Source organism: Streptomyces sp. NPDC057136 (assembly GCF_042670885.1).
GTDB lineage: Bacteria > Actinomycetota > Actinomycetes > Streptomycetales > Streptomycetaceae > Streptomyces.
The window spans coordinates 1-22808 of the sequence record NZ_JBHUUV010000037.1 but is presented as its reverse complement, the minus strand read 5'-3'; the positions used below and the strand labels follow the sequence as shown (position 1 = coordinate 22808).

The following is a 22808-nucleotide window of genomic DNA, read 5'->3' as shown; positions in this document are numbered from 1 at the left end:
CGGCGGGCGGATCCGCGGCGATTAGTACGACGGATCGTTCACCCCTGTGGACAACTTCCGCGCCGGCCTCCTGCGACCTGGCAGCATGGCGGGGTGACAGCAGCAACGCACTCCACCCTCTTCCCACAGGTCCCCGAGTCCCCGGACGCCGTGCTCGACGGGCTCGACCCCGAGCAGCGCGAGGTCGCGACCGCTCTGAACGGCCCTGTGTGCGTGCTGGCCGGAGCCGGTACGGGCAAGACGCGCGCGATCACCCACCGCATCGCGTACGGGGTGCGCGCGGGGATACTCCAGCCGACGACGGTGCTGGCTGTCACCTTCACCAACCGTGCGGCCGGCGAGATGCGGGGCCGCCTCCGCCAGCTCGGCGCCACCGGTGTGCAGGCGCGGACCTTCCACTCCGCGGCCCTGCGCCAGCTCCAGTACTTCTGGCCGAAAGCAGTCGGTGGCGAGCTCCCGCGACTGGTCGAACGCAAGGTCCAGCTGGTAGCCGAGGCGGCGGCCCGCTGTGGGATCAAACTCGACCGCAACGAGCTGCGGGACGCCACGAGCGAGATCGAGTGGGCCAAGGTCACGCAGACGGTGCCCGCCGACTATCCGGCCGCGGTCGCCAAGACCCAGCGGGACGCGCCGCGTGACCCGGCCGAGCTCTCCCAGATCTACGGGATGTACGAGCAGCTCAAGCGCGACCGCTCCGTGATCGACTTCGAGGACGTGCTGCTCCTCACCGTCGGCATCCTCCAGGACCGGCACGACATCGCGGACCACGTCCGCAGCCAGTACCAGCACTTCGTGGTCGACGAGTACCAGGACGTCAGCCCGCTCCAGCAGCGGCTGCTCGACCTCTGGCTCGGCGACCGGGATTCCCTGTGCGTCGTCGGTGACGCCAGCCAGACGATCTACTCCTTCACCGGAGCCACCCCCGACCATCTGCTGAATTTCCGCACCCGTCATCCGAACGCCACCATGGTCAAGCTGGTCCGGGACTACCGCTCCACCCCCCAGGTCGTCCACCTGGCCAACGGCCTGCTGAGCCAGGCCCGGGGCAAGGCCGCCGAGCACCGGCTCGAACTGGTCTCGCAGCGCGACAAGGGACCCGCCCCGGCCTATACGGAATACGCGGACGAACCCGCGGAGGCCGAAGGCACCGCACGCCGCATCCGCGATCTGATCGCCGCGGGCGTCCCGGCCGGCGAGATCGCCGTGCTCTACCGCGTCAACTCCCAGTCCGAGGTCTACGAACAGGCGCTGGCCGACGCGGGCGTCCCCTACCAGCTGCGCGGCGCGGAGCGCTTCTTCGAGCGCGCGGAGGTGAGGGAGGCGGGCATGGCGCTGCGCGGCGCCGCCCGCGCCGGAGGCAACGACTCCCTGCTCGACCAGGCCGAAGGTCTGCCCTCCGAGGTGCGGGCGGTGCTCTCCACCAAGGGCTGGACCAGCAGGCCGCCGGCCGGCTCCGGTGCGGTCCGGGACCGCTGGGAGTCACTGGCGGCCCTGGTGCGGCTCGCCGAGGACTTCGAACAGGCCAAACCGGGGGCGACCCTCTCCGATCTCGTGGCCGAACTCGACGAGCGCGCCGCCGCACAGCACGCCCCCACCGTTCAGGGCGTCACGCTGGCCTCGCTGCACTCGGCGAAGGGCCTGGAGTGGGACGCCGTGTTCCTCGTCGGACTGACCGAGGGCATGATGCCGATCACGTACGCCAAGACCGACGAACAGGTCGAGGAGGAGCGGCGCCTGCTCTACGTCGGCGTCACCCGCGCCCGCCTCCACCTCACGCTGTCGTGGGCACTCTCGCGTTCGCCCGGCGGCCGGGGCGGCCGACGGCCCACACGCTTCCTGAACGGCCTGCGGCCCGGGTCGGTGGCGCTCGGTACCCGTGGCGGCACGGGCGGCGGCGGAGGTATCGACCGCGGTTCCGGTACGGGCACGGGAGCGGGCGGCAGTGGCCCGGACGCGGCGGCAAGGCGCAAGCGCCGCGGCCCCGTGCGGTGCCGGGTCTGCGGCAGGACGCTCACCGAGGCCGGTGCGATGAAGCTGATGCGTTGCGAGGACTGCCCCTCCGACATGGACGAGGCGCTGTACGGGCGGCTGCGCGACTGGCGGGCCGGACAGGCCAAGGAGATCGGCCAGCCCGCCTTCTGCGTGTTCACGGACAAGACCCTGATGGCGATCGCCGAGGCCGTGCCGGCCACCGATGGCGAGCTCGTCACCATCGCCGGCGTCGGCAACCGGAAGCTGACCAGGTTCGGCGCTGACGTGCTGGCCATCTGCGCAGGTGAGGCCGCGGGTGAGGAGGCCGGGGAGGGCGACGGCGAGGTGTAAGAAAAACTCGTCGAAAAAATAGTTTGCGCCTGCCCCAGTCATCACCATAGGTTCTTAACCACGGGAACAGCGACTTCTCTGAAGCCCTGATTCCGTGCTGTACTTATCCGAATACGCAGGACCGGCCCCGGCCGGTCCCCCTAGACGCCGAGAGGAGGCGATTCCTGTGATCAGCATCATCAGCATCAACAAAATGACCGATCTCTCGGTCGTCTCCGCGCACTCGCTCGGCCTCGCATGCTCTTCGGAATCCGCGCTTCGTGGCACCGGTCTGTCCGGCATTTCCGTCGCCCGTCCGCTGTCTCCGGCAGCTCTCCTCCCCGTGATGCGGGAGCGCAATGAGCGACCGATCGAGGCACCGGCAGCAGCAGTAGCGAAGGGACAGGCCCCGGCCTATGCCTTTGCGGCCGTCGGTGCCGGAGTCAAGAAGCAGACGACACAGCACCACACGATGTGGGCCTTCCGTGGGCCTGAACCCTGGAGCGATCCAGCCTGATCCAGAATCAGGCCGGCGCCTTCAGGGCCGCGGAACCCCACTCGGGATCCGCGGCCCTTTTGTTTTGTCCGAACGGGATGAGACGTGACGAAGGAGCCTCGGGACAAGCAGCACCTGGTACCAGCCGCCAACCGGCCAACAGGCCGGCACGACCAGACGAGGACACCACCACCGTGCAACTCGAAACGCACGCCCCGTCCGTACCGCCTTCCGACACGATCTCCCCGCCCGGCCTCACGGAGGACTCCACCTTGATCCCCCTCACCGCGCTCACCGCGCTCGACGACGCCATCGAGAACCTCGGTGTGCCCGTCCCCTGCCGTTCGTACGACCCCGAGGTCTTCTTCGCCGAGTCGCCTGCCGACGTCGAGTACGCCAAGTCCCTCTGTCGCACCTGCCCGCTCGTCGAGGCCTGCCTCGCCGGCGCCAAGGAGCGGCGCGAGCCGTGGGGCGTCTGGGGCGGCGAGCTCTTCGTCCAGGGCGTCGTCGTCGCCCGCAAGCGGCCGCGTGGCCGCCCGCGCAAGAACCCGGTCGCGGCGTGACCGCCGGCCTGGTGGGGGTCCCCGCCCCCGCACGAATGAAGCGCATCGGAACCATCGACCGTCCCCACACCCATGACCCCCGGAATCAGGCACCAATGACCTCCCCCACGAACGAGCCCATCGGCTCCGCAACCCCGAACGTCACCATCACCGGCGCGAACGACTCACGTCAGAACAGGACCCGCGAGATGCAACTCATCCCAGAAGCCATGGCTCGTGCGCATATGCACGACCGCCTGAGGGAGGCCGAGGCGGACCGACAGGCCGTGCGCCTCGTCGCCGCCCGGCGGATGCACCGCCGTGCGGAGCGCGCCTCGATGCGTGCCCGCCGTGCGCTGGCCATGGCGGTCATGCACTAGGGACTCCGCAGGAGACCCTTGGGGCCGAGCCCCGAAAACGACAGGCTGCCCGGGCAACCGCTCTGCCCGGTGAGCAGCCACCCCTCCGCGGGGCCGGTCCGAACAGGCCGGCCCCGCGGTGCGTTGTGCCGCGCCGCACAGCCCGTACGGCGTTATCGTCACCAGGTGGACGAGGAGACTCAGCCCGTACAGCCGGGTGCCGAGCGTGTGGTGTGCGCCCGGTGCGGAACCGCCGCCCATGGCGGGACCGCACCGCCGACCTGGAGCTGTTCCGTGGAGAACGGCAGGCGCCAGTACCTGTGCGACGACTGCGCCCGCGCCCACATCAGGGCGATCGAGAGCCGCCTCGACTCCGCCTGGTGGTGACGGCGCCTTCCCCGCTCAGCCGTTGGTCCTATGCCTCGACGGCCGCACCCTCCTGCTCGACCGGCCGCTCGTCCTCTTCCTGCTCGATCTCTTCCTGTTCGTGATCCGCCGGCTCGTCCTCGGCCACGAAACCCGGGAGCCAGGACTCGAGTTCGTCCCGGAGGCGCACGGTCGCACCCAGCTGGCACAGCACCCCGATGGTGCTCAGCGTTACGCGGTGTATCAGCAGGTAGGACGGCGGAAGGTTCAGCTGCTTGCCCAGTTGATGGGCGGGGGAGCGCGGGTCCGCAATGCGGGCCGCCTGGGTGCGCAACCAGCCCCGGGTGAAGGTGAACTCGTCCACCTCAGCCGGCTCGATGATCGGCAGCAGATAGTCGAGCACCGCGTCCGGAGCGAGTTCGATCGACTCCTTGACGAAACCGGCTTCACTCAGCAGCTCGTACACCGCTTCGGCGTTGCCCTCCAGCGTCATCCGCAGCGAGTCACCGATGGTCTGCGGCAGCCCGCCCGGCAGCCGGTCCACCGTGCCGAAGTCCAGCACCCCGAGCCGCCACTGCCCGGGGTCTCCTTCCAGACCGGCCCCTTCCAGTCCGTCCCCGTCGTCGCTCCCGGCGGCCGGCAGCAGCCGGAAGTTGCCCGGATGCGGATCGGCGTGCAGCAGGCCCGTACGCGCCGGACCCGAGAAGAGGAAGCGCGCCAGCAACTGGCCGGCCCGGTCCCGCTGTTCCACCGTGCCCTCGGTAATCACGTCGGCGAGCGGGATGCCGTCGATCCACTCCGACACCAGGACCTGTTCCGACTGGTGGACCACACCTGGGACGACCACGTCGGGATCGTCCTCGAACTCCGTCGCGTGCTGCCGCTGGGACTCGGCCTCAAGTCCGTAGTCCAGCTCTTCCGCCACCCGTGCGCGCAGCTCCTTGATGAGCGGCTTCACATCCATCCCCGGGACCAGCGGGCCGAACAGCCGGGCGAAACGGCTCAACTGGGTCAGATCCGAGAGCAGTGCCTCACCCGCGCCCGGGTACTGCACCTTCACCGCGACGTCCCGCCCGTCGTGCCACACCGCCCGGTGCACCTGCCCGATCGACGCGGCGGCCGACGGTTTGTCCTCGAAGGAGAGGAAGAGATCCCGCCAGTCCTCGCCCAGTCGCTCCTCCAGTACCGCGTGCACCGTGCGCGCGGGCATGGGTGGCGCGGCTTCCTGCAATTTGGTGAGCGCCGCCCGGTAGGGCCCTGCCACCTCTTCGGGCAGTGCCGACTCGAAGACGGACAGCGCCTGCCCGAGCTTCATCGCGCCGCCCTTCAATTCTCCGAGGACTCGGAAGAGTTGATCGGCGGTGCGCTGTTGCACCTCGCGGGCCACCAGCTCGGCGGACTTGCCGCCGATCCGCTTACCCAGGCCCCACGTGGCACGGCCCGCGAAGCCGAGCGGCAGCGCGGCCAGCTTGGCGGTACGGGTGACCGCCTTCCGGGGAAGATCAGACATGTGCCCCTCCAGTTCCCAGACCGTGCCGCGTGAGTCTTCGGCGTTGCCGTCGACAGCGGTCACCCGGCCATTGTGTCGTGTGCGGCACCTGTCTCGGAGGTGAGCTCCCCCTCAGTGTGCCCAGCCGCACCGCAGGAACAGTCGCGATGCGGCCCCAGCTGCTCCGACCGCCAGTCCAACAGCGGCATCGCGGCCTCCCATCGGGCGCCCGTACTGGCCGGCAACTCCCCGTCGAGGAAGGACAGCGCGTGAGCCGCCGCAAGCCCCGCCACCGCTGCCGCCAAGCCCACGTCGCAGGCCGGAACGGTGCTGCGACGCCCCGAGCGCCACTGTGCCAGCATCCGCGGCCACTGCGGGTCACGATCGGCGCGGTGCAGGGCCAGGCAGCCCGCGCAGCCCGTGCCCCCGGGCAGCACCAGCGGTCCGACTACGCCAGTGGCCTCGATCACACCCGCGTAGAGATGGGGAGTTCCCGAACCGATCCATGGCGCGGCGGTGGCGGGCTCGGGGGCGTACACCGAGAGGCCGTCCCGCGGGGCGACCACGATCAGGGACAGCCCCGGTTCGCCACCGGCCGGTGTCCCGGCCGTCTCGGTGGCCCGCGGAGTCCCGCCCACGGAGGACCGGCGGACGAGTTGACGGGCCGCCGAGTCCCTCCGCTCCCCGACGGCGGACGCCGGAAGCCCTCCGGGAGCGACGTCCCACGGCTCGGCACGGCCGCCGTCCAGCACCTCGACCCGACCCACTCCGGCCCCGGACAGCACCCCGGCGATCACGGCTCCCACTCGGCCCGCACCCCGTACCTGCACGCGTATGGCCCGCCGGGCCGCGAGCCGCCGCAGCGCGCTCCCGGGCTCCGGGTGCACGACGGAGAGTGACGCGAGATCGGGGCGCTGCCGCTCCAGGGCATCGGCCCGATCGCGTAACGCATCGGCCTCGGGGCCGCCTGCCCGGGGATCGTCCAGCAGCCCGGCCTCCGTCAGGCGCGCGACCAGCACATCCACATGACGGTCCGACAGGTCCAGCGAGCGGGCTTCTTCGCGAAGGAGTTGCAGGCCGCGCGTGCCGTCGAGCAGTTCCAGAAAGCTCCCTGTGGCGATATCCATGGGGCCGAGCGTCACCGCATGCGCAGGCGTCACTCCGAATTGGACGGTGCTCCGTCCGCGCCATGCGCGGCGCAGTGCGGGCTTGAGCATCGGATGCATGACTTCTCCCCGGTCGTTGTGAAGATCCTTTGCCAGAATGCGGCGGCGGGGCGAAGTCTGCGAAAAGTTGTCCACAGGCAGGGGTATTAGTCGTTCAAATGGTGCACGCTGTGGACCGGATCAACGCCGACCCGTTCCGGAGCCGGGACTTCCACCCCTGACAGCGGGTAACGTCGGGGCGTGCCCGCCGAACCGTCTCCTGGCTTCGCCGGGGGGATCCCTGTGCGCAGCGCCGGAAGTATTCAGCGCAGCGCGGCCGCCCGTCAGCCCCGCGCTTCAGCGACGAGCGCGGTCGAGGTCCGCAGGAGTGCCCGTCGCAACAGAACGGTGTCCGCGTACCGTGAGGGCGACCGCACCATCGTGCTGATCCCCGCCCGGATGTCGGAGGCGGAGGAGCAGCGCTGGGTGAGTGTGATGCTCGACAAGCTCGCCGCCCAGGAGAGCAAGCGCGTCATCGGCGACAGCCAGCTGGCCGAGCGTGCCGAGCGGTTGTCCGCCCAGTACTTCGAGGGCCGGGCGAGGCCCGCTTCCGTGCGGTGGGTGACCAACCAGAACACCCGATGGGGCTCCTGCACCCCGGCCGAGGGCTCCATCCGCTTGTCGCACCGGCTGCAGGGCATGCCGGAGTACGTCGTCGACTACGTACTCGTCCACGAACTGGCCCACCTGCTCGTCCCCGGTCACGGTCCGCGCTTCTGGCGGCTGCTGGAGGCGTACCCGCGCACTGAGCGGGCCCGGGGCTATCTCGAAGGTGTCGTGGCGGCGGACCGGCTTCCGCACCTGCCCGCCGCACGCGAGGAGTGACGTTCGGTGATTCTGTACCGGGTGTGTACCGACTTAGCTGGATGTCGTCGTTTGCGGTTAGCCTGACGCGACGCATTCACGTTCGGGATGGGGGACGGTCGTTACGCATGGGCAGGGAATTCCAACGCGGCCACAAGGCCAAGATCAGTGACCTCACGCCAGGGACGGATCTGTACGTAGGTGTGCAGATTGCCGGACCCGGACTGACCTTCGACATCAGCTGCTTCGGCCTCGACGCCAATGAGCAGCTCTCGGACGACCGGTATTTCATCTTCTTCAACCAGCCGAAGTCGCCCGAGGAGTCCATTCAGCTGCTCGGCGCACAGTCCGGCGACACCGAGTCGTTCCGCGTCACGCTCGACCGCATTCCGGCGAATATCCACAAGCTGTCGTTCACTGCGACTCTCGACGGTGCGGGACAGATGTCGCAGGTCGGACCCGGATACATCCGGATCGTGGCAGGCGGCGAAGAGGTGGTGAAGTACGCCTTCACCGGCTCGGAGTTCACCACCGAGCGCGCCGTGATGCTGGGCGACTTCTACCTCAAGGACGTCTGGCGTTTCGCCGCAGTCGGACAGGGCTTCGACGGCGGCCTGGACGCGCTGCTGAAGAACTTCGGCGGCGAGGTCGCGGAGGAAGCCCCGGCCGCTCCGCAGCCGCAGGCGGCCGCCCCGTCGTTCGCCCCGCCCGCACAGGCGACCGCGCCTCCGGCCTTCGGAGCCCCGGCTCCGCAGGCCCCTCAGGCTCCTCAGCCCGCACCGGTATTCGGAGCCCCTGCCGCAGCGGCGCCCGCGCCGCCACAGCAGCCGATGCATTCGGCGCCGACCATGGCAGCCCCGATGGCACCGCAGGCGCCATCCCCGTACGGGCAGCCACAGCCGCCGCAGCAGCCGCAGTTCGGGCAGGTTCCGGGACAGGGCGCACCGCCCGCCGCCCCCTACGGGCAGCAGCCTCCGGCCCCGTTCGGGCAGCAGCCTCCCGGCATGCCGCAGGGTGTGCCCCAGGGCGTCCCGCAGGGCGGTGCCGGTCTGCAGGCGGCTCTCCAGCTCTACAAGGAGACGCCGACCGGCCAGCGCTGGACCCCTCAGAACCAGCAGCTCATGCGGGTCGATCTGACCATGGGCGGCACCCCTGTGCTGGCCCGTCAGGGCAGCATGGTGATGTACCAGGGCAAGGTCGACTTCGGCTACAAGAGCGCGGGTTTCGCCGGCCGAGTGGTCGGTAACGCCACCGGTCAGGAAATGCAGCTGATGCGCTGTACGGGCCGGGGCCAGGTCTTCCTCGCCGAGGAAGGTTCGCATCTGCATCCGATCGAGCTGCAGGGCGACGGCATCTGTGTCTCCGCCGAGAGCGTGCTCGCCTTCGACGAGTCGCTCCAGTACGAGGTGCGCAGGATCGAGGGCCACGGCATCCCCGGCGGCGCCCTGTTCACCATGCTGTTCCAGGGAACCGGCACCGTGGTCGTGAAGACCCATGGTGTCCCCGTCGTCCTGCCGGTCACCCCGACCACGTTCGCCGACTGCAACGCCGTCGTCGCCTGGTCGTCGGCGTCCCAGGTGATCCTCTCCAGCCAGGTCAGGCTGCGCCGCAACGCGTACCCGGGACACAGCGGAGAGACCGTGAACCTCCAGTTCCGGGGAGCGCCCGGGAACTTCATCGTCGTCCAGCCCTACGAGGTGTGAGGGAGCCCGTCATGAACCAGCAACTCGCGGGCTTCGCCCCGACCCCCGTAACGGCCCGGATGGAGAATCACGGCCGCACGATGCTCAAGGTCGCCATGGCCTCGGGCCAGGACCTGTACGCACGCACCGGCTCGATGGTGGCGTACGAGGGCTTCATCCAGTACGAACCCAATCCGCCCGCCGTCCGGCAGGCCGCCTCCCAGTGGGTCACCGGCGAGGGCGCACCCGTCATGAAGTGCTCGGGCGACGGGCTGCTCTACCTCGCCGACTACGGCGCCGATGTGGTCGTCATCAACCTCAACAACGACTCCCTGTCGGTCAACGGCACCAATCTCCTGGCCTTCGACGCCCATCTCACCTGGGGCGTCGAGCGGGTCAAGGGTCTCGCCAAGTTCACCGGCCAGGGCCTGTGGAACGTCGGCATCCAGGGCACAGGGTGGGTGGCCATCACCTCCCGCGGCACTCCGATCGTCGTCGACTGCGGCCGGGGCGAGGACGAGACGTACGTCGACCCGGACGCCCTTGTCGCGTGGTCCCCGAACCTCAAGGTGAAGGGCAAGCGCAGCTTCAAGGCTTCCTCGCTCATCGGGCGGGGCAGCGGAGAGGCCTATCAGATGGCGTTCTCAGGACAGGGCATCGTCGTCGTCCAGCCGAGCGAGGACAGTACCGACCGCCTGCGGATCCGGAACTGAGGGGGAGGAGAACACACCATGCAGAGTCCGCTTTTCGCTCACACCGAGCAGCAGTCCCAGGACCGGTACACCATCCAGAACCCGCAGCTCCTGCGGGTCGCGCTGGCCGGTCACGACGACGTCCTCGCCCGTAAGGGGGCCATGGTCGCGTACCAGGGGCTGATGGAGTTCGACGGCGAGTACCGCTCGCAGGGGCAGCGTCGCGCCCGTGCGAACACGGGTGAGGGCCTCGACCTGATGCGCTGCTCGGGGCAGGGCACCGTCTACCTGGCAAACCTCGCCCAGTACATCCACGTCGTGGACGTCGACCACGAGGGCATGACGGTGGACAGTGCCTATGTCCTCGCCCTCGACTCCACGCTGCACACCGAGGTCATCGCGGTGGACAGTCAGTACGGCCTCTCGGGCACCGGGAAGTACCAGCTCAACATCACCGGCACCGGCAAGGTCGCGCTGATGACCTCCGGCCAGCCGCTGATGATGCAGGTGACGCCGGACAAGTACGTGAACGTCGATGCCGACGCGATCGTGGCCTGGTCCAGCTCGCTGCGCGTGCAGATGCAGGCCCAGACGCACTCCTCCGGGGTCAGGCGGCGGCGCGGCAACACCGGCGAGGGCTGGGAGCTCAGCTTCCTCGGACAGGGCTTCGCCCTCGTCCAGCCGAGTGAGGTCATGCCCCCGCAGCACGCCGAGATCGGACAGGGCGCCCGCGCCCAGTTCGGCGTCGGTCAGCAGGGCTCGCACGCTCAGAACCAGAACAACGCCTGGAACTGATCCGTACACAGAGGCATCGCGTAAGGGGCGGTTCTCCCAGGAGACCGCCCCTTACGCCGTACCGGTCCGGTGTACGGCTACGCGCGCTGTTCCAGCGCCGCGAGCGTCCCCTCCAGCAGCCGTGCGACCGAGGCGTCGGCCACGGCCGCGACCTCGTCGTACGCGTACCACCGCAGGTCCAGCGATTCGTCGCTGATCTGCTCGGTGGCCCCGGCCGGGGCGAGCGCCGCGTACTGCACGTCGAGGTGCCAGTGGCAGGGCGCCGGAATCGGGTGCCGGTCCAGCCGCACCGGCCCGCCGGCGAGCAGCGTCAGGCCCTCGATCCCGGATTCCTCCGTCGCCTCGCGCAGGGCCGCGGCGGCCAGGGCGGAGTCCTGCGGCTCGCAGTGTCCGCCCATCTGGAGCCACATCCGCAGCTTCCTGTGCAGGGTCAGCAGGACCCGGCCGCGGTCGGCGTCGATCACCAGAGCACTGGCGGTCAGATGCCCGGCCCCACACGCCTTCCACATGCCGTCCGGGTGCTGTGCCAGGTGGTCGAGGTAGACCTGGCGCAGTTCGTCCTGCGCCGAGTCGTCCTCGGGGGCGTAGCTCTTCAGTACGAGGACGGCGTCGTCGTGCAGGCTCACTGGTCGGTGTCGTCCTTGCTGTCCTTGCCGCCCTGGTCGTCGGCGCCCTTGTCATCGGCGCCCGGCCCGTCGGCGCCGTCCGCGTCGGATGCGGGCTTCCGCGGTCCCTTGGCGGCCTCGCCGAGCATCTTGTCCAGCTCGGAGAAGTCCAGCTGCTCGTGATGGACGAAGCCGTCCGGGTCGTCCAGGTCACGGGCCGTCGGCAGCATGTCCGGGTGCTCCCACAGAGCGTCACGGCCGTCGACACCCCGTGCGTCCGTGAGCGAGGCCCACAGACGCGAGGCGTCCCTGAGCCGGCGCGGACGCAGCTGGAGCCCGATCAGTGTGGCGAAGGTCTGCTCCGCGGGACCACCGGACGCCCGGCGCCTGCGCAGGGTCTCACGCAGCGCGTCAGCCGAGGTCAGCCGCGACTTGGCGGCCTCATGGACCACCGCGTCCACCCAGCCCTCGACCAGCGCGAGCGCCGTCTCCAGGCGGGCCAGCGACGCCTTCTGCTCCGGGGTGTCCTCCGGCTGGAACATTCCCTGCTGGAGGGCGTCCTGCAACTGCTCGGGCTGGGTCGGGTCGAACTGGCCGACCACGTCCTCCAGCTTGCTGGTGTCGACCTTGATGCCCCGTGCGTACGCCTCGACCGCACCGAAGAGGTGCGAGCGCAGCCACGGCACATGGGCGAAAAGCCGCTGGTGGGCGGCCTCGCGCAGCGCGAGGTAGAGCCGCACCTCGTCCTGGGCCACGCCCAGGTCCTTGCCGAACTGCTCGACGTTCAGCGGAAGGAGCGCGGCCTTGCCGGCCGGGCCCAATGGCAGCCCGATGTCCGTGGAACCGACCACTTCGCCGGCGAGCACGCCCACGGCCTGCCCGATCTGCTGGCCGAACATGGCGCCGCCCATCGACCGCATCATGCCGATCAGCGGGCCCGCCATGGCCTGCATCTCCTCGGGCAGGACATCGCCCATGGCCAGGCCGACACGCTCGGCCACCGGGTCGACGAGCTGCTGCCAGGCGGGGAGGGACGCCTCGACCCACTCCGCGCGGCTCCAGGCGACGGTCGAGACCGTTCCGGACGGAAGCGAGGTCACGCCGTCCAGCCACAGGTCCGCCAGCCGCAGCGCCTCATCGACCGCCGTCCGCTCCGCGGGACCCACGCTCGCGTCCTTGGTGCCGTCCGGGGTGCCCTGCGAGACCGTCTGGCGGGCGATCTGCTTGGCCATGTCCCAGTTCACGGGACCGCCCTCGTAGCTGAGCATCTGGCCGAGCTGCTGGAAGGCCGCACCCAGGTCGTTCGGGTTCATCGAACCGAACATGGCCGCGAACGGATTGTCACCGCCCGCGCCGGGACCGAAGCCGAACGGGTTGCCCGGACCGCCCGGACCCTGGCCACCTCCGGTGGGGTCCTTCTTCTTGCCTTCGTCGCCGTTCTCCGGCTCCTCCGGCGGAAGGCCGAATCCGAATGGGGTGTCACTCACGGGTTTCCTCGGCTCGTAGGGCCGCCGGCTCGAACCGACGGCGACTGCCCGACATCACCATCCAGCGTAGACACCGAGCCCGCTTAGGGCCTCAGTGCTCCGCCGGCTCCCGGCCTGCGGCAGGATGGACGCCACCTGGTACGTACGCGTCATTCGGGTACGTACTGAAGACAACCGCTGGAGACGCCCGGTGAGTTCCCCAGATCCGCAGGTTCGCGCAGCGCGAAACCTGGCCGACCCCTCGTCCGAGAGCAAGCCCGAAAAGAAGCGCTCCAGGAGCCGGGGCCCCGTCGTCGCGGTCACCGGTGCCGCGAGCGGCGTCGGTGAACTTCTCACCGCACATCTCGTCGCATCCGACGAGATCAAGCAGGTCATCGCCATCGACGAACGCCGGGGAGACGTCTCGGAGGCGACCTGGCACATCCTGGACGTACGCGACCCCGCCATCGCGGAGAAGCTGCGCGGCGCGGACGTCGTGGTGCACCTGGCGCTCGATCTCGACCTGGAGACCGACCCCGCCGCCCGTACGGCGTACAACGTCCGCGGCACCCAGACCGTGCTGACGGCCGCTGCCGCGGTAGGCGTCCACCGGGTGGTGCTGTGCACCTCGGCGATGGTCTACGGGGCCCTGCCGGACAACGACATCCCGCTCTCCGAGGACGCCGAGCTGCGCGCCACGGCGGAGGCCACAGGTGTCGGGGACCTGCTGGAGATCGAACGGCTGGGCCGGCGCGCCCCGCGCGCCCACCCCGGGCTCAACGTCACCGTCGTGCGGCCCACGGTCCTGGTCGGCGGCACGGACACGGCGCTGACCCGCTACTTCGAGTCGCCGCGGCTCCTGGTCGTCGCGGGATCACGTCCCACCTGGCAGTTCTGCCACGTCGACGACCTGGTGACCGCCCTGGAGTACGCCGCACTGGAAAAGATCGACGGAGAGTTCGCAGTCGGCTGCGACGGGTGGCTGGAACAGCCGGAGGTCGAGGAGCTCAGTGGCGTACGTCGCATGGAGCTACCCTCGGCCGTCGCCCTCGGCGCGGCGGCGCGGCTCCACCGGATCGGTCTCACCCCCTCCCCGGCGGGCGACCTCGCGTACACCATGCATCCCTGGGTGGTCAGCGTGAGCCGGCTGCACGACGTCGGATGGCGGCCCAAGTGGACCAACGAGGAGGTCCTCGGAGCGCTCCTGGAAGAGGTGGAGGGCCGCCACACGGTCGCCGGACGCCGACTCGGCCGCAAGGACGCCACTGCGGCCGGTGCGGCCGGTGCCACCGTCGCCCTGCTCGGCACCGCCGCCCTGGTCCGGCGCGCCCGCAAGGCGCGCCGGCGTATCTAGCCCCGGATCCGTCGGTATCCGCCCGCGGCAGGGCCCGCCACGAGGGCTGCTCAGGCGTGCCTGTAGGAGGCTCCAAGGCGGCCGGTGGCCCGCCGGTCGAAAACGCTATTCCGCGATGTCAGTGCCGTGCGGCACGATGGACCCCATGGCACGCACCCACGACCACCCCGGCGAGCAGGCGGCTCACGACCCCATCCGGCTGCTGGAGATCCGCGACACTCCGCTCTCCGTCGACGAGATCTTCCGAGCCGTGGGGGACGACGCGGCTGGCGGCATCGCCCTCTTCGTCGGCACGGTGCGCAATCACGACGACGGGCAGGACGTCGGAGCGCTCGGCTATTCCTGTCATCCCTCGGCGCAGGACGAGATGCGGAAGGTGGCCGAGAAGGTCGTCGCCGAGTTCCCGGTCCGCGCACTGGCCGCCGTCCACCGTGTGGGTGAACTGGCGGTGGGCGATCTGGCGGTCGTCGTCGCCGTCTCCTGCGCACACCGGGGAGAGGCGTTCGACGCCTGCCGGAAGCTGATCGACGACCTCAAACACGAGGTTCCGATCTGGAAGCACCAGCGCTTCTCGGACGGCACGGAGGAGTGGGTGGGAGCCTGCTGAGCGGTTAGGGCCCGTCCGGCGGATCATGGCCGGGGCCGCGACGCCTGGCACTTCCCCGAGCTCTCGGCTTCGTTCGAGCAGGGGAGATCCCACCTGAGGACGCTGCGGCGCCTTGCGATGCATCGCACCGGACGCCGCGTCCTGTCCGGCCCTGATCCGCCGGACAGGCCCAGACTGCACCGGGGAGTATCAGCCCCGATTTGCGTATCCGCCCCCCTGCCGTGAGCGTTGGGCTTGCGGATCGTTAATCTGCTGATCGGTCACTTGCGGTCACTCATGGGGTAGGGAGGTCGTAATGGCGGCACTTGCTTGGTTGCTGATTCCACTTTTCGCTGCTGTTGGTGCTGCGATATGGGGAAGCTGGGCCGCGCGTAGCCGCACGACCGGCGATGTCTCCGAACTCGCCGGTTACGCCAGGTTCCGTGACGCGATGGAGAAAACGGACTCCGGTTCCGATGCCGTATGACGCCGGATCTCGCCGCATGACCCCGCATCTCGCCGCATGACGCAGCCCGTCGCCCCACCGCCGGCCTCGTACGGACCGGCCCCGACGGTGCACTGACAGGCCATTCCCGTACTGTCGTTCCATGCCACGCCGCACCGCGACGATGCTCGCCTCCACCCTGATCCTCATCGCGCTGCTCTGCGCAGGCGTGCTGATTCCCGTGGGGTATTCCGAGATGTCCCCGGGGCCGACCGTGAACACGCTGGGCGAAGCACGGGGGGAGCCCGTCCTCCAGATCAGCGGCCGCAAGACGTACCCCACCACGGGGAACCTGAACATGACGACGGTCCGCGTCACCGGTGCGGACTACGAGATGAACATCGTCGAAGCGGTCTACGGCTGGCTGGCTCACGACAGCGTGGTCGTTCCGCACGACACCCTCTACCCGGACGGCAAGACGGAAGAGCAGTCGACGCAGGAGAACGCCGAGGAGTTCAGCCAGTCCCAGGAGAGCGCCAAGGTCGCGGCCCTGGAGGAGCTGGACATCCCCGTCTCGTCCCGCGTCGTGGTGTCCACAGTCATCAAGGACAGCCCCGCCCAGGGGCGGCTGCACGCGGGTGACGTGATCATGGCCGTCGACGGCGCGCCCGTCGAGCAGCCCGAGGACGTCGCCAAGCTGGTCACCAAGCACAAGCCGGGCGCGGACGTCACCTTCACGATCGTCCCGGCCAAGGAGGCGGCTGCCGCCGAGAAGGCGGGCAAGCAGCCCCGTTCCACCGAGAAGATCGTCATCACGACGAAGAAGGCACCGAAGGAGAACCGGGCGATCGTCGGCATCCAGGCCGGGACCGACCACACGTTCCCGTTCGAGATCGACATCAAGCTCGCCGACGTGGGCGGCCCCAGTGCCGGCCTGATGTTCTCCCTGGGCATCATCGACAAGCTGACGCCCGGGAATCTGACGGGCGGCAAGTTCATCGCGGGCACCGGCACGATCGACGACGAGGGCAAGGTCGGCCCGATCGGCGGCATCAACATGAAGCTGGTCGGCGCGCGCGACGCGGGAGCCCGGTACTTCTTCACTCCCGACGACAACTGCGCGGCCGCCGCGTCCGACATCCCCGGCGGTCTCACGCTGGTGCGGGTGAAGACCCTCGACGACGCCAAGAAGTCACTGGAGAAGATCCGGGCGGGGGACACCGCCGGCCTGCCGAGCTGCTCGGCGAGCTGACGGCCGGCCCCTCCGGTCCGGCAGTACCGGGACCGGAGGGACCGGGACGCGAAGGTCAGGACTCGAAGGTCGCCGCGAGCGCCTCGGCCAGCCCGGGAACGAGCCCCGCGCCGGTCAGCACCTCGGTGGGGGAGTCCTTCTCCCGCAGCCGTACGGCCGAGTCCCGCGATCCGTCGCGCAGGACGGCCACCGTCATCCGGACCTCCTGGCGGTCCGGGTGCTTGGCGACCCACTTGGTCAGCTGAGCATCGCTCAGCCCCTCCGGCACGGAAGCCTCGGCGGACGGCGGCAGCATCAGCCGCTCCACGGTCATCGCACACCCGACCACCGCGTCGGGCCAGGCGATGGTGGCGAGGAACTCGTCCAGTGCGGTGCCGGCGGGGAGTTCGTCCTGCTCGATCGGTGTGAGGGTCGCGGTCGTGGAACCGGTGTCGTCCAGACCGAGCTGGGCGGCGAGGCCCGGCTCCTGGACGCGCAGCCGGGCGGTGTCGACCAGGGCGAAGAGCCGGGCCGGCTGGTCCCAGCCGAGGTTGCCGGCATAGGCGTCGATTTCGAGTACGGCGACAGTCAGGGGGCTCGCGGCCATCGGAGGGCCGGAGGGGGAAACGTTGGGCATGGTCAATATCCTGCCTCCTTCCGCCCCGGTAACGGGAACTAGGTAAAGCCTCAGTAAGTTGCATAGGTGGGCTCTACGATCGCTGGGCCTGCTCCACACGACCGCGAACTTCGAGGTGCGCACGTTGGCTTTCCAGATGCCGGACCGCGGCGGAGGCCCGACCGGGCCACGGATCAGAGTCGGCCGCCCGTCCCGGCGCGTCCGTACCCTGCTCATGACTTTGGGTGTCCTGGCGGTTCTCGCCATGGCCTTCGTCATGTTCGCGGGGTTCTGGACGGACTGGCTCTGGTACAGGTCGGTCGAGTATTCGTCCGTCTTCACCACCACTCTGTGGACCAAGATCGGACTGTTCCTCGTCTTCGGACTGCTGATGGCGATCGCCGTCGGTGTGAACATCTGGCTCGCGCACCGGCTCCGGCCGCCGCTGAGCGCGATGTCGCTTGAGCAGCAGAGCCTGGACCGCTACCGGATGAGCGTCGCCCCGTACAAGAAGTGGGTGCTGCTCGCGATCACCGCGCTCGTCGGGCTGATCGCCGGAGCGTCCGCCTCGGGCCAGTGGCGTACCTGGCTGATGTACGTCAACAGCGTGGCCTTCGGCCAGAAGGACCCCCAGTTCAAACTGGACGTGTCCTTCTACGCCTTCGACCTTCCGTGGTACCGCTTCCTGCTCGGCTTCGGTTTCGCGGCGGCCGTGCTGTCGCTGATCGCCGCCGCGCTGACGCACTATCTGTACGGCGGACTGCGGATCACCAGCCCGGGCGCGCGGGCGACCGCCGCGGCCACCGGCCATCTTTCGGTGCTGCTCGGTATCTTCGTCTCGCTGAAGGCCGTGGCGTACTGGCTCGACCGGTACGGCCTGGCGGTGAAGTCGAGCGACTTCAAGGCCACGGACAACTGGACGGGCCTGCGGTACGTCGACGCGAACGCCTACCTCCCGGCGAAGACCATTCTCTTCTGCATCGCCGCGATCTGTGCCGTGCTCTTCTTCGCGACACTGTGGCGCCGCACCTGGCAGCTGCCGGTGATCGGCTTCGGGCTGATGGTGCTCTCGGCGATCCTGATCGGCGGGCTCTACCCGGCGATCGTGCAGAAGTTCCAGGTCCAGCCGAACGAGCAGGCCAAGGAAGCGCCGTTCATCGCGAAGAATATCGATGCCACACGCGACGCGTACGACATCGATGACGCACAGGTCGACGACTACACGGGCAAGAGCACGGAGACCGACGACGCCAAGCTGCGCACCGACGCGGACGCGGCCGCCAGTTACCGGGTGATGGACCCCAACGTCGTGTCCCCGGCCTTCCAGCAGCTCCAGCAGAAGAGGAACTACTACCAGTTCCCCAGGACGCTGGACGTCGACCGCTACAAGGGCCCGGACGGCAAGGAGCAGGACACCGTCATCGGTCTTCGGGAGCTCAACCTCGAAGGTCTGCCCAAGCGGAACTGGATCAACGACCACTTCACGTACACCCACGGCTACGGCGCGATCGCGGCCCGGGGGACCACGACCGGCACGAACCCGGCGGGCTCCCCGGACTTCACCGAGTCGGGGCTGCCGGCCAGCGGCCAGCTGGGCAAGTACGAGCAGCGGATCTACTACGGCGAGAAGACCGCGCAGTACTCCATCGTCGGTGGGCCCCAGAAGGAGCTCGACTACGAGGAGGACGGCGAGAAGACCACCAGCTACAAGGGCGACAGCGGCGTCAGTCTCGCCAATGCGTTCAACCGCGCCGCCTACGCCGTGTCCTTCAGTGAGCCGCAGATCCTGTACTCGGGAGCCATCGGCGAGGGTTCGCGGATTCTGTACAACCGCACGCCCAAGGAGCGCGTCGAAGCGGTGGCCCCGTGGCTGACCATCGACGGAGACGCCTACCCGGCGGTCGTCGACGGCCGTATCCAGTGGGTCGTCGACGCCTACACCACGACCAACGGCTACCCGTACGCCTCGCGTACGACGCTGGGCGACACCACGGCCGACTCGCTGACCACCAACCAGCGTGCGGTCGTCGCCCAGCAGAACCAGGTCAACTACATCCGCAACTCGGTGAAGGCCACCGTCGACGCCTACGACGGCAAGGTCAAGCTCTACGAGTGGGACACCAAGGACCCGGTCCTCAAGACCTGGCGCAAGGCGTTCCCGGGGACCGTGAAGTCCCGGGCCGACATCCCCGCCGAGCTGATGGACCATCTGCGGTACCCGCAGGACCTGTTCAAGGTCCAGCGGGAACTGCTCACGCGCTATCACGTCCAGGACCCCGCCCAGTTCTACAGCGGGAGTGACGCCTGGCAGGTGCCGGACGACCCCACCAACAAGGAGCCGGGGGCCGTTCCGCCTTACTACCTGAGCATGAAGATGCCGGGCCAGGACGCGCAGAAGTTCTCGCTGACCACGACGTTCACACCGAAGGGGCGGCCCGACCTAGGGGCGTTCATGGCGGTGGACGCGGACGCGGCCAGCAAGGACTACGGCACCATGCGGCTGTTGAGAGTCACCACCACGGTGAAGGGCCCGGGCCAGGTACAGAGTGAGCTCAACGGCAACGACGACGTCGCCGAGTTCGTGAGAAACCTCAAGGGCACCGACTCCGACATCGAGTACGGCAATCTGCTGACCGTGCCGCTCGACGGCGGGTTCCTCTACATCGAGCCGGTGTACACGCGCGGTGGCACGCAGAACTACCCGCTGCTGCGCAAGGTGGCCGCTTCGTACGGGTCGAAGATCGTCTTCGAGAACAGTCTCGGTGAGGCGCTCAACGCGGTCTTCGGGGTCGAGGACACCGGTCCCGCGGAACCCACGGAGCCACCGAGCGACACCACGGAGCCCCCGGCAACCGGGGACGCCGCACTGAAGAAGGCCATCGCTGACGCCCAGAAGGCGTACACGGAGGGCGAGACGGCTCTGCAGAAACAGGACTGGACCGCCTACGGCAAGGCACAGGCGGATCTGGAGGACGCCCTGAAGAGGGCGGCCGCGGCTCAGCCCAAGCCGGGCAGTGGTGCGGACGGTGCGGAGGCGGCCGACAAGGCCGACGCGGCAGACAAGGCCGACGACAAGGGCACTGACCAGGGAAGCTGAGAAATTCCACCCCCGCGTCGTGGTACTGTTTGAACACAACGACGCGGGGTGGAGCAGCTCGGTAGCTCGCTGGGCTCATAACCCAGAGGTCGCAGGTTCAAATCCTGTCCCCGCTACTGAAAAGACAAAGGCCCGAATCCAACAGGATTCGGGCCTTTGTCATGTTGTCGGTCTTTCCGGCGCCATCCGCGTGAAGTGCGGTTTGCGGGGCATGAGTTGGACCCCGGCGTGTTTGACTTATCTCTCTGTGGGCATGTCGACAAAACGCTGAAGTGACCTCACTGGCCGCGACATACCAGGTGTACGCGGGTTACAGGTGGTGCGACGATGGTATTTATGGGGGACAGGGCAACTCTGTTGGAGACAGGGCGGTTTGTGCAGCGGCACGTCCAGAAGACGGAAAGCATGTCGGATGCGGCATTTGCCGCTGCCATCGCCGAGACCACTGACGCCACCTGCACAGCCGACACCGCCTACGCCGCCGAGACCGCGGACGGCGTCGAGAGCGAAGCGCGGCACCGCCGTGCCGCAGACGCCGGTGACACCGCCTCGATGAGCGTCCTCGGCGCACTGCTGCTGCGCCGCGGCGACCTGGACGCCGCCGAGCGGTATCTGCGCGCGGCCACCGGGGAAGGCGACCGGGCCGCGGCCAACAACCTGGGCGTTCTGCTCCACCAGCGCGGGTACGCGGACGAGGCGGCCGGGTGGTGGCGGATCGCGGCCGTCGCGGGTTCCGCGGCCGCCGCCCACGCCCTCGGCCGGCACTTCCGGGAGCGCGGCGACGAGCCGGGCGCCGAATACTGGCTGCGCCAGTCCGCCGAGCAGGGCCACGCGCTGGGCGCCTACGCCCTGGCCGATCTGCTGGAGCACCGCAGCGACGTCGGTGCCGAGCGCTGGCTGCGGGCTGCCGCCGAGCAGGGGCACCGCGAGGCCGCGTACCGCCTGGCGCGCACCCTGGAGCGCAAGGCTCTCGACGATCCGCACGACGCCTTCGGCCTCGGGCGCGGTACGGGCTCCCACGCCGCCGACCGTGTGCTCGGCGCGCCCGAAACCATCGAGGCACCGGAGACCGAGGGAGCCGCGAGCGGTCCCCGTACGGGCATCGTCAAGCAGCCAAGGGCCGGCGACGGCAAGGCCGGTGGCGAGCGCAAGCGGGGTGGCGACGGGCCCGTGGCGGGTCCGGCCGCCGGGCGCATGGGCGAGGCCGAGCAGTGGTACCGCCAGGCTGCCGCGCGCGGTCACCGGCGTGCGGCGCTGCACCTCGGCGCCATCCTGGAGCAGCGCGGAGAGCTGAAGGAGGCGGGCCGGTGGTACCTCACCGCCGCCAAGGAGGGCGAGCCGCGTGCCGCCTGCGCGCTCGGCTTCCTGCTGCGCGACGCGGGCGACGAGGAGAGCGCGGCCGTGTGGTGGCTGCGTGCCGCCCAGGACGGCGACGGCAACGCCGCCAACGCCCTGGGAGCCCTCCACGCGGCCCGCGGTGAGCAGCAGACCGCCGAGCGCTGGTACCGCGCTGCCATGGACGCGGGTGACGTCAACGGCGCGTACAACCTCGGGCTGCTCTGCGCCGCCCAGGACCGTACGCCGCAGGCCGAGCAGTGGTACCGCCGTGCGGCGTACGCGGGGCACCGCGAGGCGGCCAATGCGCTGGCTGTGCTCCTGCTCCAGGCCGGGGACCACACCGGAGCGGAGCCCTGGTTCTCCAAGGCGGCCGAGGCCGGCAGCGTCGACGCGGCCTTCAACCTCGGCATCCTGCACGCGGGGCGCGACGAGGACCGTACGGCGCTGGCCTGGTACGAGCGGGCCGCGGCGGCAGGGCACACCGACGCGTCCCTTCAGGTCGGCATGGCGCTGCTGCGCGACGGGAAGGGCCAGGAGGCCGAGCGTCATCTGCGGTGCGCAGCGGGCGGCGGCAGTGCCGAGGCCGCTTTCCGGCTGGCCGGTGTGCTGGACGCGCGGCAGCCGCTGCCCGGACCGCCCGCGCTCGGGGAGCCGATGCCGGAGAAGACGGAGTGCGAGGAGTGGTACGAGCGGGCCGCCCAGCAGGGGCACCGCCGTGCGCAGGTGCGGGTCGGGATGCTCGCGGCGGCGCGTGGTGACATGGAGAGCGCCGCGCACTGGTACCGGGAGGCCGCCGAGTCGGGGAGCCGCAACGGCGCGTTCAACCTGGGGCTGCTGCTCGCGCGCGAGGGCAGCGAGCGCGAGGCGGCCCTCTGGTGGAGCCGCGCGGCGAACGAGGGGCACGGCCGGGCCGCCCTGCGCCTCGCCCTGCTCGCCGCCCGCCGCGGTGAGCTCACGGAGGGGCAGCGCTGGTGCGCGCGGGCGGTCGAGCTGGGGCCGGTCGAGGTGGCCGAGCGGGCCGCGCGGCTGCTGGAAGCGCTGCACCAGGAACTGACCGCATAGCGGGGCGGGGCCGCCTGACGGGCGGCCCTGTGCCGCCGTCCGAATGAATTTGCGCTGGTCGGCGGGGCCACGTAGTGTTGCATTCATCGACGCGGGGTGGAGCAGCTCGGTAGCTCGCTGGGCTCATAACCCAGAGGTCGCAGGTTCAAATCCTGTCCCCGCTACTGAAGACCGAGGCCCCGATCCTGAAAAGGATCCGGGCCTCGGTCGTTTGCATGAGCATGATCGAGTGAGGGGCCGCGGTGCGACACGCACCTGTCTCTTATACACCACATCT

Annotated in this window: 19 protein-coding genes and 2 tRNA genes; 16 read left to right on the top strand and 5 right to left on the bottom strand. The window is 69.6% G+C overall.

Going from position 1 to position 22808, the window contains the following annotated elements:
• The first annotated feature begins 93 nt into the window (after positions 1-93).
• The 5 genes from ACFT7S_RS31735 to ACFT7S_RS31715 all read left to right on the top strand — a co-directional run bounded on the left by ACFT7S_RS31735 (position 94) and on the right by ACFT7S_RS31715 (position 4085).
• A complete protein-coding gene (locus tag ACFT7S_RS31735) occupies positions 94-2322 on the top strand; it encodes an ATP-dependent DNA helicase UvrD2 (protein ID WP_382737661.1) in 2229 nt (742 codons plus the stop codon).
• A gap of 166 nt (positions 2323-2488) precedes the next feature.
• A complete protein-coding gene (locus tag ACFT7S_RS31730) occupies positions 2489-2818 on the top strand; it encodes a hypothetical protein (RefSeq protein ID WP_382737659.1) in 330 nt (109 codons plus the stop codon).
• Positions 2819-2991: 173 nt separating this feature from the next.
• Entirely contained in the window at positions 2992-3360 is a 369-nt protein-coding gene (locus tag ACFT7S_RS31725) for a WhiB family transcriptional regulator (RefSeq protein ID WP_033298139.1), read from the top strand.
• A gap of 35 nt (positions 3361-3395) precedes the next feature.
• The gene (locus ACFT7S_RS31720; RefSeq protein ID WP_382737657.1) at positions 3396-3719 is read left to right on the top strand and encodes a hypothetical protein; all 324 of its coding nucleotides are present in this window, start codon (positions 3396-3398) and stop codon (positions 3717-3719) included.
• 165 nt (positions 3720-3884) lie between these two features.
• A complete protein-coding gene (locus ACFT7S_RS31715; RefSeq protein ID WP_382737656.1) occupies positions 3885-4085 on the top strand; it encodes a hypothetical protein in 201 nt (66 codons plus the stop codon).
• Between the two features lie 28 nt (positions 4086-4113).
• Here ACFT7S_RS31715 and ACFT7S_RS31710 read toward each other — a convergent pair whose 3' ends face one another.
• Together ACFT7S_RS31710 and ACFT7S_RS31705 are read right to left on the bottom strand one after the other, a co-directional pair.
• Positions 4114-5574, bottom strand: a complete 1461-nt coding sequence (locus tag ACFT7S_RS31710) for an ABC1 kinase family protein (protein ID WP_382737734.1) — start codon at positions 5572-5574, stop codon at positions 4114-4116.
• A gap of 59 nt (positions 5575-5633) precedes the next feature.
• Positions 5634-6779 carry a ThiF family adenylyltransferase gene (locus ACFT7S_RS31705; protein WP_382737655.1) on the bottom strand — a complete coding sequence of 382 codons (1146 nt, stop codon included), beginning with the start codon at positions 6777-6779 and terminating at the stop codon, positions 5634-5636.
• Positions 6780-6959: 180 nt separating this feature from the next.
• Between ACFT7S_RS31705 and ACFT7S_RS31700 the strand changes: the two genes are divergently transcribed.
• From ACFT7S_RS31700 to ACFT7S_RS31685, 4 genes are all read left to right on the top strand, one after another.
• Complete coding sequence (locus tag ACFT7S_RS31700; RefSeq protein ID WP_382737652.1) at positions 6960-7583, top strand: M48 family metallopeptidase; 624 nt, start codon at positions 6960-6962, stop codon at positions 7581-7583.
• A 107-nt stretch (positions 7584-7690) separates the two neighbouring features.
• Positions 7691-9265: a TerD family protein gene (locus ACFT7S_RS31695; protein ID WP_382737650.1), complete on the top strand. Its 1575-nt coding sequence runs from the start codon at positions 7691-7693 to the stop codon at positions 9263-9265.
• 11 nt (positions 9266-9276) lie between these two features.
• Positions 9277-9957 (top strand): AIM24 family protein, encoded by a 681-nt coding sequence (locus ACFT7S_RS31690; protein ID WP_382737648.1) that lies wholly within the window; start codon positions 9277-9279, stop codon positions 9955-9957.
• Between the two features lie 18 nt (positions 9958-9975).
• Positions 9976-10731, top strand: coding sequence for an AIM24 family protein (locus ACFT7S_RS31685; RefSeq protein ID WP_382737646.1), 756 nt, complete (start codon positions 9976-9978; stop codon positions 10729-10731).
• Between the two features lie 77 nt (positions 10732-10808).
• Here ACFT7S_RS31685 and ACFT7S_RS31680 read toward each other — a convergent pair whose 3' ends face one another.
• Positions 10809-11357, bottom strand: a complete 549-nt coding sequence (locus ACFT7S_RS31680; protein WP_382737644.1) for an NUDIX hydrolase — start codon at positions 11355-11357, stop codon at positions 10809-10811.
• The gene (locus tag ACFT7S_RS31675; RefSeq protein WP_382737642.1) at positions 11354-12823 is read right to left on the bottom strand and encodes a zinc-dependent metalloprotease; all 1470 of its coding nucleotides are present in this window, start codon (positions 12821-12823) and stop codon (positions 11354-11356) included. The genes ACFT7S_RS31680 and ACFT7S_RS31675 overlap by 4 nt, the downstream gene beginning before the upstream one ends.
• Positions 12824-13013: 190 nt before the next feature.
• Here ACFT7S_RS31675 and ACFT7S_RS31670 point away from each other — a divergent pair, with 190 nt between their 5' ends.
• The 3 genes from ACFT7S_RS31670 to ACFT7S_RS31660 all read left to right on the top strand — a co-directional run bounded on the left by ACFT7S_RS31670 (position 13014) and on the right by ACFT7S_RS31660 (position 16439).
• Positions 13014-14156, top strand: coding sequence for an SDR family oxidoreductase (locus tag ACFT7S_RS31670; RefSeq protein ID WP_382737640.1), 1143 nt, complete (start codon positions 13014-13016; stop codon positions 14154-14156).
• 145 nt (positions 14157-14301) lie between these two features.
• Positions 14302-14763: a molybdenum cofactor biosynthesis protein MoaE gene (locus tag ACFT7S_RS31665; RefSeq protein WP_185298602.1), complete on the top strand. Its 462-nt coding sequence runs from the start codon at positions 14302-14304 to the stop codon at positions 14761-14763.
• A gap of 587 nt (positions 14764-15350) precedes the next feature.
• Positions 15351-16439, top strand: coding sequence for a PDZ domain-containing protein (locus ACFT7S_RS31660; RefSeq protein WP_382737638.1), 1089 nt, complete (start codon positions 15351-15353; stop codon positions 16437-16439).
• Positions 16440-16494: 55 nt separating this feature from the next.
• Here ACFT7S_RS31660 and ACFT7S_RS31655 read toward each other — a convergent pair whose 3' ends face one another.
• Positions 16495-17055, bottom strand: coding sequence for a PPA1309 family protein (locus ACFT7S_RS31655; RefSeq protein WP_382737636.1), 561 nt, complete (start codon positions 17053-17055; stop codon positions 16495-16497).
• A gap of 136 nt (positions 17056-17191) precedes the next feature.
• Here ACFT7S_RS31655 and ACFT7S_RS31650 point away from each other — a divergent pair, with 136 nt between their 5' ends.
• The 4 genes from ACFT7S_RS31650 to ACFT7S_RS31635 all read left to right on the top strand — a co-directional run bounded on the left by ACFT7S_RS31650 (position 17192) and on the right by ACFT7S_RS31635 (position 22695).
• Positions 17192-20131 carry a UPF0182 family protein gene (locus ACFT7S_RS31650; RefSeq protein WP_382737732.1) on the top strand — a complete coding sequence of 980 codons (2940 nt, stop codon included), beginning with the start codon at positions 17192-17194 and terminating at the stop codon, positions 20129-20131.
• A gap of 42 nt (positions 20132-20173) precedes the next feature.
• Positions 20174-20247: transfer RNA gene (locus ACFT7S_RS31645), tRNA-Met, on the top strand.
• Between the two features lie 211 nt (positions 20248-20458).
• The gene (locus tag ACFT7S_RS31640) at positions 20459-22531 is read left to right on the top strand and encodes a tetratricopeptide repeat protein (protein ID WP_382737634.1); all 2073 of its coding nucleotides are present in this window, start codon (positions 20459-20461) and stop codon (positions 22529-22531) included.
• Between the two features lie 90 nt (positions 22532-22621).
• A tRNA-Met gene (locus ACFT7S_RS31635) sits at positions 22622-22695 on the top strand.
• Positions 22696-22808: the final 113 nt, after the last annotated feature.

Coding starts and splice junctions, on each gene's coding strand:
- ACFT7S_RS31720 (WP_382737657.1), top strand. CDS start 3,396: ATGAAGCGCATCGGAACCATCGACCGTCCCCACACCCATGACCCCCGG.
- ACFT7S_RS31710 (WP_382737734.1), bottom strand. CDS start 5,574: ATGTCTGATCTTCCCCGGAAGGCGGTCACCCGTACCGCCAAGCTGGCC.
- ACFT7S_RS31705 (WP_382737655.1), bottom strand. CDS start 6,779: ATGCATCCGATGCTCAAGCCCGCACTGCGCCGCGCATGGCGCGGACGG.
- ACFT7S_RS31695 (WP_382737650.1), top strand. CDS start 7,691: ATGGGCAGGGAATTCCAACGCGGCCACAAGGCCAAGATCAGTGACCTC.
- ACFT7S_RS31690 (WP_382737648.1), top strand. CDS start 9,277: ATGAACCAGCAACTCGCGGGCTTCGCCCCGACCCCCGTAACGGCCCGG.
- ACFT7S_RS31685 (WP_382737646.1), top strand. CDS start 9,976: ATGCAGAGTCCGCTTTTCGCTCACACCGAGCAGCAGTCCCAGGACCGG.
- ACFT7S_RS31665 (WP_185298602.1), top strand. CDS start 14,302: ATGGCACGCACCCACGACCACCCCGGCGAGCAGGCGGCTCACGACCCC.
- ACFT7S_RS31660 (WP_382737638.1), top strand. CDS start 15,351: ATGCCACGCCGCACCGCGACGATGCTCGCCTCCACCCTGATCCTCATC.
- ACFT7S_RS31655 (WP_382737636.1), bottom strand. CDS start 17,055: ATGCCCAACGTTTCCCCCTCCGGCCCTCCGATGGCCGCGAGCCCCCTG.
- ACFT7S_RS31650 (WP_382737732.1), top strand. CDS start 17,192: ATGCCGGACCGCGGCGGAGGCCCGACCGGGCCACGGATCAGAGTCGGC.
- ACFT7S_RS31640 (WP_382737634.1), top strand. CDS start 20,459: ATGGTATTTATGGGGGACAGGGCAACTCTGTTGGAGACAGGGCGGTTT.